The sequence below is a fragment of the Frigoribacterium sp. CFBP9029 genome (assembly GCF_034045305.1).
Classification (GTDB): domain Bacteria; phylum Actinomycetota; class Actinomycetes; order Actinomycetales; family Microbacteriaceae; genus Frigoribacterium.
This window is the reverse complement of the sequence record NZ_JAXCWB010000005.1, coordinates 143,753-155,635: the sequence shown is the minus strand read 5'-3', so window position 1 is coordinate 155,635 and position 11,883 is coordinate 143,753. Positions and strand designations below refer to the sequence as shown.

At 73.2% G+C, this 11,883-nt stretch carries 10 protein-coding genes, 1 pseudogene and 1 riboswitch; of the genes and pseudogenes, 3 read left to right on the top strand and 8 right to left on the bottom strand.

The window, feature by feature from the left end; all coding sequences use genetic code 11:
* Window positions 1–58: 58 nt before the first annotated feature.
* The 6 genes and pseudogenes from ribH to SOM11_RS08815 form a co-directional block, all read right to left on the bottom strand.
* Window positions 59–541: a 6,7-dimethyl-8-ribityllumazine synthase gene (gene ribH, locus SOM11_RS08840; RefSeq protein ID WP_320477810.1), complete on the bottom strand. Its 483-nt coding sequence runs from the start codon at window positions 539–541 to the stop codon at window positions 59–61.
* A gap of 74 nt (window positions 542–615) precedes the next feature.
* Window positions 616–1,275: pseudogene (gene ribB / locus SOM11_RS08835) on the bottom strand (3,4-dihydroxy-2-butanone-4-phosphate synthase); the annotation flags it as partial.
* Window positions 1,272–2,009 carry a riboflavin synthase gene (locus SOM11_RS08830; protein WP_320477809.1) on the bottom strand — a complete coding sequence of 246 codons (738 nt, stop codon included), beginning with the start codon at window positions 2,007–2,009 and terminating at the stop codon, window positions 1,272–1,274. The gene SOM11_RS08830 and the pseudogene ribB, both read right to left, overlap by 4 nt.
* Window positions 2,010–2,203: 194 nt before the next feature.
* A riboswitch (FMN riboswitch) is annotated at window positions 2,204–2,341 on the bottom strand.
* 87 nt (window positions 2,342–2,428) lie between these two features.
* Window positions 2,429–3,190, bottom strand: coding sequence for a pentapeptide repeat-containing protein (locus tag SOM11_RS08825; RefSeq protein ID WP_320477808.1), 762 nt, complete (start codon window positions 3,188–3,190; stop codon window positions 2,429–2,431).
* A gap of 227 nt (window positions 3,191–3,417) precedes the next feature.
* Window positions 3,418–4,842 (bottom strand): L-serine ammonia-lyase, encoded by a 1,425-nt coding sequence (locus SOM11_RS08820; RefSeq protein ID WP_192058867.1) that lies wholly within the window; start codon window positions 4,840–4,842, stop codon window positions 3,418–3,420.
* Between the two features lie 32 nt (window positions 4,843–4,874).
* Window positions 4,875–5,504 (bottom strand): MarR family winged helix-turn-helix transcriptional regulator, encoded by a 630-nt coding sequence (locus SOM11_RS08815; protein WP_320477807.1) that lies wholly within the window; start codon window positions 5,502–5,504, stop codon window positions 4,875–4,877.
* Window positions 5,505–5,593: 89 nt separating this feature from the next.
* Here SOM11_RS08815 and SOM11_RS08810 point away from each other — a divergent pair, with 89 nt between their 5' ends.
* A complete protein-coding gene (locus SOM11_RS08810; RefSeq protein ID WP_320477806.1) occupies window positions 5,594–7,762 on the top strand; it encodes an MMPL family transporter in 2,169 nt (722 codons plus the stop codon).
* A gap of 141 nt (window positions 7,763–7,903) precedes the next feature.
* Here SOM11_RS08810 and SOM11_RS08805 read toward each other — a convergent pair whose 3' ends face one another.
* Together SOM11_RS08805 and SOM11_RS08800 are read right to left on the bottom strand one after the other, a co-directional pair.
* Entirely contained in the window at window positions 7,904–8,458 is a 555-nt protein-coding gene (locus tag SOM11_RS08805) for a thermonuclease family protein (RefSeq protein ID WP_320477805.1), read from the bottom strand.
* An 83-nt stretch (window positions 8,459–8,541) separates the two neighbouring features.
* A complete protein-coding gene (locus SOM11_RS08800; RefSeq protein ID WP_320477804.1) occupies window positions 8,542–9,921 on the bottom strand; it encodes an MFS transporter in 1,380 nt (459 codons plus the stop codon).
* Between the two features lie 172 nt (window positions 9,922–10,093).
* Here SOM11_RS08800 and SOM11_RS08795 point away from each other — a divergent pair, with 172 nt between their 5' ends.
* Together SOM11_RS08795 and SOM11_RS08790 are read left to right on the top strand one after the other, a co-directional pair.
* On the top strand, window positions 10,094–10,234 hold the full coding sequence (locus SOM11_RS08795; RefSeq protein ID WP_320477803.1) for a hypothetical protein: 141 nt from the start codon (window positions 10,094–10,096) through the stop codon (window positions 10,232–10,234).
* A 196-nt stretch (window positions 10,235–10,430) separates the two neighbouring features.
* The coding region (locus SOM11_RS08790; protein WP_320477802.1) for a carboxypeptidase regulatory-like domain-containing protein at window positions 10,431–11,883 on the top strand (1,453 nt) is incomplete at its 3' end.

Here is an 11,883-nt window from a genome sequence, read left to right as displayed (position 1 = left end):
GGTCAGGGCCTGGGGGTCAGGGCCTGGGGGTCAGGGCCTCGGGCCCAGCCCTCGGCCGTCAGGACCGGGGCGCGGCCAGGGCTCGCAGCTGCACGGCGGTGGCGATGGCGGCGTGGGCGGCCTCGGCGCCCTTGTCCTCCTTCGAGCCGGGCAGACCGGCGCGATCGAGCCCCTGCTGCTCGTCGTCGAGGGTGAGCACCCCGAAACCGACGGGCTTGCCCGTGTCGAGGCTGACCCGCAGGAGCCCGGAGGTCGCGGCGTCCGACACGTACTCGAAGTGCGGCGTGCCCCCGCGGATGATCACGCCGAGCGCCACGACCGCGTCGGCCCCGGACTCGAGGGCCGCCTTCGCGACGACCGGCAGCTCGAAGCTGCCCGGCACGCGCAGCACGGTGGCCGTGGCGCCCAGTCGCTCGGCCGCGGCGAGCGCCCCGGCCAGCAGGCCGTCGCTGATCGTCTGGTGCCAGGTGCCGGCGACGATCGTGACGCGCACGCCCGTCCCGTCGACCTCGAGTTCGGTGGGTGAGCCTTCGCCGCTCATGCGCGGTCTCCTTCGGTGAGAGTGTCGGTGGTGCCGGTGATGTCGGTGGTGCCGGTCGAGTCGGGAGCCGAGAGGTCCCGGTCGCCGAGCCACAGGATCAGCTCGGCGATGGTGATGACGGGGACGCCCTCGCGGGTTCCGAGCTCGAGCAGGCCGGGGAGGCGCATCATCTCGCCGTCGTCGGCCACGATCTCGCTGATGGCGGCCACCGGGCGCAGCCCCGCCGCCTTCATCAGATCGACCGAGGCCTCGGTGTGGCCGTCGCGCTCGCGGACTCCCCCGTCGCGTGCCCGCAGCGGGATGACGTGACCGGGGCGGTGCAGGTCGTCGCGCACGCTCGACGCCGACGCGAGGACGCGCAGGGTCGTGGCCCGGTCGGAGGCGCTGATCCCGGTGGTCACGCCGGTCGCCGCGTCGACGCTGACCGTGTAGGCCGTGCCGCGGTCGTCCTCGTTGCGGGCGACCATCGGGGGCAGGTCGAGCCGGTCGGCCTCGGCGTTCGTCATCGGGGCGCAGACGAAGCCCGACGAGACGCGCACCGTCCAGGCCAGCCACTCCTGCGAGGCGAGCTCGGCCGAGAGGACGACGTCGCCCTCGTTCTCACGCGACTCGTCGTCGACCACGATGACGGGTCGACCGCGCCGCAGGTGCTCGAGCGCGGTCTCGATCGACGCGAGGGGTGTGGTCGGGCCGACCCGCGCCTCCTCGGTCGTCGCGGTCGGCAGCCCGGTCACGGTCGGGCCTCGCCGGCGGTCGGGTCGGTAGCGGTGAGGTGGTCGGGTGCGGCGGGTGCGGCGGACTCGGAAGGTGCGGGAGGCGCGGCAGGCGTGACCGGCGTGACCGGCGTGACCGGCGCTGCGAGCGCGTCGAGCCGGAGCATGCGACGGACGTGCCGGGCCAGCACGTCGGTCTCGACGTTGACGGCGTCGCCGACGGTCTTGGCGCCGAGCGTCGTCACGGCGAGCGTCTCGGGGATGAGGCTGACCTCGAACCACCCGCTCGGGGCCCCCGGCTCGCTGATGGCGCTGACCGTGAGGCTGACCCCGTCGAGCGTGACGGACCCCTTGTCGACCAGGAGCGGTGCGAGATCGTCGGCGAGGTCGAAGCGCACGCGACGCCAGGCCTCGCCGTCTTCGATCTCGACGACCCGCGCGGTGCCGTCGATGTGGCCCTGCACGATGTGCCCGCCGAGGCGGTCGCCGACCCGTGCCGCCCGCTCGAGGTTGACCGCGTCGCCGGGGCCGAAGGACCCGATGGTGCTCATGACGAGGGTCTGCCGCATGACGTCGGCGGTGAACGTCTCGTCGTCGTGCTCGACCACGGTGAGGCACACCCCGCTGACCGAGATGCTGTCGCCGTGGTCGGCGTCGGCGACCGCGAGAGGGCCGCGCACGGTCAACCGCACGCTGTCGCCCTGATCGTCGATGCGGACGACGCTGCCGAGCTCTTCGACCAGACCGGTGAACACGTCAGCGCACCGCCCCGCGCACGATCGCGGGGGACCCGGTGAGGGGCTGAGCCCCCACGGGTCCGTCGAACGCCGTCGCGGCGCATCGCGCGGCGGTTGCGGTGGTGCGTGTCATGTCGTCCTCCGGTCGTGGTGAACTCCGGGGACGCGACGCAGGGTCGCAACGGCCCACCGCTCGCTGACGAGTGGTCGGGCCCGCGCTGCCTCTCATCCGGACTATGACCGTCGGTACCGGGATTCCACCGGTTCAACCTCGGCGCCTCGGTGAGGAGGTGCCTCGGGTCGCGGACTGTGACCGCCGGTTCAGATTTGCACTGACCCCGGAGCGCGTTGCTCTGCCTGCGACGATAGCACCGGGGGCCCCCGGCGACCCCGGGTGTTCGACGTGGGCGTAGCACAGGGCAATACGCCGCCCCCGGTCAGTCGACGACGAGCCCCAGATGCGCGGCGAGGACGGGGGCGAGCATCGACAGCTGATCGTCGTCGATCGTGGCGCCGCTGAGACCGGCGAGACCGTCGATGCGCGAGAACGACGTCGTGCGCAGGTCGGTATGAGCCAAGGAGGCGCGGGTGACGTCGAGCGTGCCGACCCGGCAGTCGACGAACGCGACCCGCAGCGCCGTGACCCCGCCGAGGTCGAGTTCGCCGATGCTGCACCCCTCGATGACGACGTCGGTCAGGCGCGCGCCGCGCAGATTGAGGTAGTCGATCTTGCCGCCGACGATGCGGACCGACCGCAGGTCGGCGTCGAACAGCTCGGCCGACCCCCACCGCGGTCGCTCGACCCGCACGTCGTGCCAGGTGCTGCGCGACGCCGCGAGCTCGGGGGCGAAGGAGTCGCTGAGCACCGACTCGACGAAGCGCGCCCCGCGCAGCCGGGCGGCGCCGAGGCGGGGCGACTCGAAGACGCACTCGCTGAACGACGTGCCCTCGAGGTCTCGGTCGGTCAGGTCGGCGCCGACGTAGCGCTCGAGCTCGCGCGAGTCGTGCGGCCCGGGCAGATCGGTGCTGGGGTGGTCGGTGCCAGTGCCGGTGCCGGTGCCGGTGCCGGTGCCGGTGTCAGTGCCGTCCGAGCCGACGTCGACGAGGCCGCGCGGGTCGACCGGGTCGAGGCGCGGGGCGTCGGTGCCGTGCTCGACCGACGCGACGGAACGGGCGGCGGAGCGGCGAGGCGGTGTCATGCGACGAGGCTAGCGGCGGCCGCCGACATCACCCGCGCCTCCTCGGCTGGACGGCTCGGCGTGGGTCGACTCGGCCCGGCGACCGGTGACGAAGAACCGCGTTCGCGAAGATGAACCGGGATATATCGCGGTTCATCGTCGCGAACGCGGTTCATGGGCGTGCGGGACGCGACTCAGCACGAACTCAGCACTCGATGACGGCGTGCGGGACGCGACTCAGCACGAACTCAGCACTCGATGACGTTGACCGCGAGACCCGCCCGGCTCGTCTCCTTGTAGCTGTCCTTCATGTCGCGACCGGTCTGGCGCATCGTCTCGATCACGGTGTCGAGGCTGACGACGTGACTGCCGTCGCCGAGCAGCGCCATGCGGGTCGCCGCTACGGCCGTGCCGGCGGCGATCGCGTTGCGCTCGATGCACGGCACCTGCACGAACCCGCCGACGGGGTCGCAGGTGAGGCCGAGGTGATGCTCCATCGCGATCTCGGCGGCGTTCTCGATCTGGCGCGGGGTGCCGCCGAGCAGCGCCGTCAACGCACCGGCGGCCATCGACGACGCCGACCCGACCTCGCCCTGGCAGCCGGCCTCCGCACCCGAGATCGAGGCGTTGCGCTTGTAGAGCGACCCGATCGCGGCAGCGGTCAGCAGGTAGGTGCGCGCGAGCTCGTGGTCGGTCGCCCCGTGGAACCGCATCGCGTAGTACGCCACCGCCGGGATGATGCCGGCCGCCCCGTTGGTCGGCGCCGTGACGACGCGCCCGCCGCCGGCGTTCTCTTCGTTCACGGCCATCGCGTAGGCCTGCAGCCATTGAGCGGGCAGATCGGAGGCCAGCAGCGAGGAGGCGCGGCCCTGGTCGATCGCGGAGCCGCCGAGGGCGTAGCTCGTCGCCCGCTCTTCGTGCTGACGGAGCATCGACGCGAACTGCCGGGCACGCCGCGGCACCTTCATCCAGCCCGGGAGCACCCCCGTCGCCTCGAGACCGGCGTCGACGCAGGCCCGCATCGCGGCCCACCGCGCGTCGAGACCGGCCGAGGCCGCCTCGGCACCGTGCAGCGCGACCTCGTTGCGCCAGGCCAGCTCGGCGATCGACGCCCCCTCGGCGTCGCAGAGCCGGAGGAGGTCGTCGGCGTCGACGAAGGCGAAGGGCGCCTCGGCCGTCGGCACCGCGTGCTCGTCGTCGCCGTCGCGGACGACGAAGCCGCCGCCGACCGAGAAGTAGACCTCGCGGGCGATGCTCGAGCCCTCGACGTCGAAGGCCTCGACGCTCAGGGCGTTGGGGTGACGGGGCATGCGCGTGAGCGGCGCCATGCGGAGGTCGTTGGGGGCGAACGCGATCTGGTGACGACCCAGCAGCCGTAGACCGCCGCCGTGCTCGACCGAGGCCTGCATGCCGGTGACCACGTCGGGGTCGCACGACTCGGGGTCCATGCCCGCGAGACCGGCCAGCACCGCCGACGGGGTGCCGTGCCCGAGACCGGTCGCGGCGAGCGAGCCGTAGAGCACGGCCTCGACCCGTGCGACGTCGGTCAGACGCCCATCGGCCTCGACGGCCAGCAGGAACTGCCGGGCTGCCCGCATGGGCCCCACGGTGTGCGAGCTCGACGGGCCGATGCCGATCGAGAAGAGGTCGAGCGCCGAGACGTGGTCGGTCACGTGCCACCTGCCTTCCGAGTTCCCGGACGACGTTACCCGCTGCCGGCGACACCAGCCGAGGAGGCGCGGGTCGGCTGCGCGCCGCCGCCCACCTCGCGCGCACGCTCGGCCATAGCCCCCGACATCCCGTCGAGGAACCGGCGGACCGTCTCGAGCTCCCCCTCGTCGAATTCGGACATGACGCGGTCGCTCATGACGCCGAGCGGCCCGAAGAAGGCGCCCGCCACGGCACGCGCGCGGTCGGAGTAGCGGACGAGCACGCGGCGACGATCGACGTCGTCGCGGCTGCGCTGCACATGCCCGACGCGTTCGAGACGGTCGATGACCCCGGTGGCGGCGCCCGACGTGACGCCGAGCAGTTCGCCGAGCCGCCCCGCCGTGACGGGGTCGCCGCCGCGCTCGGCCTGCATGACGTGCAGCAGCGCCTCGAGGTCGATGTGCCCGAGACCGTGCTGGGTCGCGAAGGCCTGCGCCACCTTCTGCGACTCGGTCGTGAGGCGCTGCATGTGGGTGACGATGTCGTCGGCCAGCGGCGAGCGGTCGGGCCGCCCCTGCCGGTCGGCCGGGCGGGGCCCGTCGGGCGGCAAGGGCTGCGCGGCGTCGTCGCGCGCTGCCCGCCCGGCGGGCACGGGGGACGTCGTGGGGTGGGTCGGGTCGGGCATCGGACCTCCTGCATCTCGATTGTGGCGCACGCCCCTGTGATCTGCAATAGTCTTAGCCGCTAAGACATTCAGTGACCGAAGGATTCTCCGTGCGCACACTCGCCCGATTCGTCAGCGGCCGTCGGACCGCCTGGGCCGTCCTGGTCGCCACCGCGGTGGCCGTGGCCCTCCTCTTCGCCTTCCTGCCGTCGAGCGAGGGCGACGCCGCGCCTCCCTCGGGCGTGCCCGCCTCCAGCCAGTCCGCCGAGGTGACCGCCCTGCTCGACCGGTTCCCGAGCTCGGACACGACCGTCGGCATCCTCGTCTTCAGCGACGGGGGCGACACCCTCGACGACCGGGCGCTCGCCGCGATCTCGGCCCGCGCCTCCGCCCTCGCCGAGCTGTCGACCGCCCCGCAGGCCGTCCGGCCCCAGATCAGCGACGACGGGACGGCCGCGCTGATCGCCGTGCCGCTCGACGCCGACGAAGCCGACGCCGACGTCGCGGGCACGGCGACGGCGCTCCGCGACGCGGCCGGCGCCGAACTCCCCGCCGGCCTCGAGGCGTCGCTGACCGGTCCGATCGGGTTCCAGGACGACATCGCGAACGCGTTCGCCGGCGCCGACTTCCGGCTGCTGCTCGTCACCGTGATCGTGGTCGCCCTGCTGCTGATCGTCACCTACCGCAGCCCCGTGCTCTGGATCGTCCCCCTCGCCGTCGTCGGCGCCGCCGACGCGCTCGCCGGTCGTGTCGCCGCCGCCCTGGCCGAGCCCCTGGGCATCACCATCGACGCGTCGATCTCGGGGATCCTCTCGGTGCTCGTCTTCGGCGCCGGCACGAACTACGCCCTGCTGCTCGTCGCCCGCTACCGCGAGGAGCTGCTGCGCGAACCCGACCGGCACCGCGCCATGCGCACCGCCGTCACGAGCGCCGGGCCCGCGATCGCCGCGAGCGGCGGCACGGTCGCCCTGAGCCTGCTGACCCTTCTGCTCGCGTCGCTGTCGGGCAACCGCGCCCTCGGCTTCGCCTGCGCGGTCGGCGTCGTCATCGCCATCGTCTTCGCCCTCGTGGCGCTGCCGGCGGCACTGGTGGTCTGCGGTCGCGGGCTCTTCTGGCCCTTCGTGCCCCGCGCCTCCTCGGAGGCCGTCGACCACCCGCAGACGACTGCAGGAGGCGCGACCCACCACGCGGCCCCGCGCCGCGGCTTCTGGGATCGACTCGGTCGCGGCGTCTCACGTCGTCCGGCCGTCGTGGCCGTGTCGGCCGTGGCGGGCATCGGCGTGCTCTGCCTCGGGCTCGGCGGCTACGCCGTCGGACTGTCGCAGACCGACCAGCTGCTCGGCGACCCCGAGTCCGTGTCGGCGCAGGTGATCGTCGACGAGTCGTTCTCGGCCGGGTTGACCAGCCAGACGGTCGTGCTCGTGCCGACGGACTCGGCCGACGCCGCCACGGCGCTGGCCGCCGACACCGCGGGCGTCGAGTCCGCGACCACCGGAGAATCGTCGGACGGGCTGACCCGCATCGATCTGCAGCTGACGGCCGAGCCCGAGAGCGACGAGGCCTTCGCGACGATCGACCGGCTGCGGACGGCGTACGCCGACGGCGCGGGCGCGGGCGACGGTGCTGGCGCGGGCGACGGGGCCGTGTCAGAAGCACTGGTCGGCGGCAGCGACGCGACCGCCTTCGACACGAAGGTCGCCGCGCAGGCCGACATCGACCTGATCGCGCCGATCATCCTCGCGATCGTGTTCGTCATCCTCGCGCTGCTGCTGCGCTCGCTCGTCGCGCCCGTGCTGCTGATCGCGTCGGTGCTGGCGACGTTCTTCGCGAGCCTCGGGGCGTCGACGTGGCTGTTCCAGAACGTGCTGGGGTTCCCGGCGCTCGACACCGCCGTGACGTTGTACGCGTTCCTGTTCCTGGTCGCGCTCGGGGTCGACTACAACATCTTCCTGACGACCCGGGCCCGCGAGGAGGCGCTGGTGCACGGCACCCGCGAGGGCATGGTGCGCGCCCTCGCCTCGACGGGGGCCGTGATCACCAGCGCGGGCATCCTGCTCGCGGCCGTCTTCGCCGTGCTCGGGGTGCTGCCCGTGGTGGCGCTGACGCAGGTGGGCGTGATCGTCTGCATCGGCGTGCTGCTCGACACGCTCGTCGTGCGGACCGTGCTCGTGCCCGCCCTGGTCTTCCTGCTGGGCGATCGATTCTGGTGGCCCGGACTGCGGCGGGCCGGCGAACCGGGTATCGGCGGGTCGGTGTCATCGGGGGCGGGTCAGCGCTGACCCGCCGCGGATGACGGGAACCCGCCGAACCCGGGGGGCCAAACGCACGCGCGAGCACCGGCACGCACGCGAGCGGGCACGAGCACGCACACGCACACGCACGAGCGGGCACGCGCACGAGCACGCACGCACGCACTCGCGTCAGCGGCAGGCGCCCCAGAGCCCGGTGCGGTCGCGTTCGGCACGGGCCTCGGCCGCCACGAACCGGTCTCGGTAGCGGTACGGGTCGTCGTAGGTGTCTTCGCGTCCGAAGCCGTCGGCGATGAGGTGCTCGTTGAGCATCGTGCCGTCGGGCGACCAGACGTAGCGCAGCAGCCGGTCGTACCGGTCGGCGTCGCCCTGCGAGGCGTCCGACTCGAGCCAGATCGTGGCCCCCTCGGGCAGCCGCTCGGTCGTCTCGGCGCTCGCCTCGGGCCCGAAGCAGTCGACGGGCGCGTCGGGCTTGACGGTCTCCGGGGTGTCGACGCCGATCAGCCGGATCCGCTCACGCTCGCCCCGCACCCGGACGACCACGGTGTCGCCGTCGACCACGCGCTCGACGACGGCCTCGGCCGCACCGGACGGGACGCTGGTCGGGACGGCCTCTCGACCCGCGCCTCCTGGGCCACCGGCGGATCCACCCGCCGGATCGACGCCCGCCCCGTCGCCGAGGAGGCGCGGGAACGCCACGAGGACGACCCCGGCCAGCAGCACCACGAGGAGTCCGAGAGCCCTCCGCCGCGTCAGCGGACGGCGACGCCCGAGCGGCCGCCGCGACCGAGTGGGCCGCCGTCGGGCGCTCATTCCGCCAACCGGGTTCCGCGCAGCTCGGGCAGCTGCGTCGCGGCCAGCGCGCCGACCACGAACACCGCACCGAACAGCACGAAGAGCGTGGGCGGACCCCCGAGGGCGAGCACGGGCGGCACCGAGAGCGGCGCGACGATCGACGCGATGCGCCCCACCCCAGCGGCCCACCCGGCGCCCGTGCCGCGCAGGGCCGTCGGGTAGAGCTCGGGGGTCACGGCGTAGAGCGCTCCCCACGCGCCGAGGTTGAAGAACGACAGGAGCATGCCCGAGATCAGGATCTGCGCGACGCTGCCGCTGACCGCTCCGAAGCCGAAGAACCCGGCGGCCACCGCCGACCCCAGCAGGAACGACGCGAGGGTGCCTCGACGCCCCCACCTCTCGATCAGCCAGGCCGAGACCGCGTAGCCCGGCAGCTGCGCGAGCGTGATGATCAGCACGTACTCGAACGACCGCACGAGCGGGAACCCGGCGGCGACGAGCAGGGTCGGCAGCCAGACGAAGGCACCGTAGTACGAGAAGTTCGTCATGAACCAGACGACCCAGATCGCGACCGTGCGACGCGCCATGCCCGCCCCGAAGAGCTGTGCCAAGGAGGCGCGGGTCGGCCTGCTGACGGCCGCGGGCGGCTCGGTGGCCGGCTGGGCTGGTGCCGGCACCCCCGCGGCCTCCTCGAAGCCGCGGACGGTGCGCTCGGCCTCGGCATGCCGGCCCTTCGATTCGAGGAAACGCACCGACTCGGGCATGCGGAGCCGCACGAAGACCGCGTAGAGGGCGGGCGCGGCCCCGATCAGCAGCGCCCAGCGCCAGCCGTCGTCGCTGGTCGGGATGACCAGGTACCCCACGAGGGCGGCGCCGATCGAGCCGACGGCCCAGAACGCCTCGAGCAGCACGACGACCCTGCCGCGGATGCGTCGCGGCGAGAATTCGCTGACGAGCGTCGAGGCGACGGGCAGCTCGGAGCCCAGACCGAGCCCGACGACGAAGCGCAGCACGAGCAGCACGCCGACCGACCACGACAGCGCCGACAGGCCGGTGGCCAGCCCATAGAGCAGCAGGGTCAGGGCGAAGACCGTCTTGCGGCCGAGGCGGTCGGCGAGGGAGCCGCCGACGGCCGCCCCGATCGCCATGCCGGCGAACCCGGCCGAGGCGACCCAGGCGAGCTGCCCGGCCTGGTCGCTCCACACCACGGCCAGCTGCGCGATGACGAACGAGAGCAGCCCGACGTCGAGCGCGTCGAGGGCCCAGCCGATGCCGGAGCCAGCCAGCAGACGTCGGTGCTTCGAGGTGAAGGGGAGGTCGTCGAGACGCTCGCTGCGGGTGAGGGCCGCACCGGGCGGACGCACGGTCGCAGGGGCGGTGAGGTCGTCGCTCATGTCGGTCTCTCGGGGATCGGGCGGGGTGCTCGGGCGGGGACTACGGTAGCGGCAGCCGCCGACACGGCGAGGCCCCGAAGCTGCCAACCCGCCTGCCGGTGCGCCCCGCGGCCGCCCGCACGCCTAGGCTCCAGCGACCGGGCCATGGAGGTCCAGGTACGGAGGCGACACCATGGCAGAGAAATCAGCGAAGAAGGACAGCGCGAAGACGGCGGTCCGCTCCCTCAAGGAGAAGCGCGCCGACAAGAAGGGCAAGCGCGACGTCGCCAGCCACGCGGAGGACGCGGTCTCGAAGGTGAAGAAGCACTCGTAGCACCCCAGGACGACGTCTGACGACGAGCGGCACCGTGCGCCTCACCCTCGCGGGTGCGGTCGACGGTGCCGCGTCGTCGTCCATCGGCCGGGGGGCGCGCGCTCCGGCAGGAATTGAACTAACGTCGGTTTCGTGGCGCGTATCAGGACGCGTCGCAGACTGGGGCGGCCGGGGGTCGCTCCCGACGGGAGCATCCTTGAGCCGCGAGAAGTCCGCACCAGCCGAACCGCGCCTCCTCGGCTCGGGATCACCCCTCCGCGGCACGGGACGCCGCATGGCCGCCGCAGGCGTCGCCGTCCTCGTCTCGGTCGCGACGGCGCTCGGCGGGGTGACCACCGCCTCCGCGGCGCAAGGCGGCGACTGGGGGGACTTCACGGTCGAGCGCCTGGCGTCCGGCACCGGCTCGGTCGGCACCATGACACTCGACGGCGGGTTCCCCGCGACGTCGTTCACCACGAACGCCTCGTCGGCGACCGTCCCGAGCGGTGCGAGCGGCTGGCAGGGTCCGAACACCCCGCCCGGCCTCGAGTACGGCACCAGCCGCGGCACCACGTACCTGAACCTCAGACCCATGCGCGACTCCCCCACCCCGCAGGCCGCCTCGGTCACCACGTACACCTTCGCCTCGGCCACCCCCACGGCCGGCTGGTCGTTCGTGCTGGGCGACGTCGACGCCGACCAGGCGACGATCACCGCGCTGGACGCCGAGGGAGCGCCCGTCGGTTCCGACGCCCTGGGGTTCCAGGGCGTCTACAACTCGTGCGGACTCGCCGGCAGCCCCTCGTGCGCCGGCGGCGGCACCGGCGACGTGCCGAGCTGGGATCCGGCCACCGCGACCCTGACCGGCAACGCCGCAGCCGCGGACACCGAGGGCGCCACCGGCTGGTTCAGCCCGACCGTCGCGCTGTCGAGTCTGACCATCACGTACCAGCAGCGCTCGGGGCGACCGATCTACCAGACCTGGTTCGCGACGAAGACGTTCGCCGCATCCGGTGTCGCGCAGAGCACCGTCGACGGCACGACGACGCCGTACGAAGGAGGCGCGGTGACGGTCGCGGACGCCACCGGACGCGTCGTCGCGACGACGACGACCGACGCCGACGGGCGCTACGCCTTCCCCGCCCTGACCGCGGCACCCGGCTACACCGTCACGATCACTCCGCCCGACGGCTCGTCGGGTGCGACGACGCAGGACTTCTCGCTGGTCGCGGGCGACCGTGCCGACCTCGACTTCGCCTTCTCGGCCACGACCGCACCCGTCGACCCCGAGCCGGACACGGTCGACATCGTCGGCACCATCACCGACGACACCGGCGACCCCGTCACCGACACCCCGATCACCATCATCGACACCGACACCCAGGACGTCGCCATCGAGACCACCACCGACGACACCGGCACCTTCGAAGCACCCGACCTCGCCCCCGAGACCGACTACACGATCATCGTCGACGGCGACACCGACCGCCCCATCGAATTCACCACCCCCGCAGCCGGCGACCCCAACCCGCCCCTCGAACTCGAACAGCCCGCCGCACCCGTCGACCCCGAACCGGACACGGTCGACATCGTCGGCACCATCACCGACGACACCGGCGACCCCGTCACCGACACCCCGATCACCATCATCGACACCGACACCCAGGACG

Coding starts and splice junctions, on each gene's coding strand:
- ribH (WP_320477810.1), bottom strand. CDS start 541: ATGAGCGGCGAAGGCTCACCCACCGAACTCGAGGTCGACGGGACGGGC.
- SOM11_RS08825 (WP_320477808.1), bottom strand. CDS start 3,190: ATGACACCGCCTCGCCGCTCCGCCGCCCGTTCCGTCGCGTCGGTCGAG.
- SOM11_RS08815 (WP_320477807.1), bottom strand. CDS start 5,504: ATGCCCGACCCGACCCACCCCACGACGTCCCCCGTGCCCGCCGGGCGG.
- SOM11_RS08800 (WP_320477804.1), bottom strand. CDS start 9,921: ATGAGCGACGACCTCACCGCCCCTGCGACCGTGCGTCCGCCCGGTGCG.
- SOM11_RS08795 (WP_320477803.1), top strand. CDS start 10,094: ATGGCAGAGAAATCAGCGAAGAAGGACAGCGCGAAGACGGCGGTCCGC.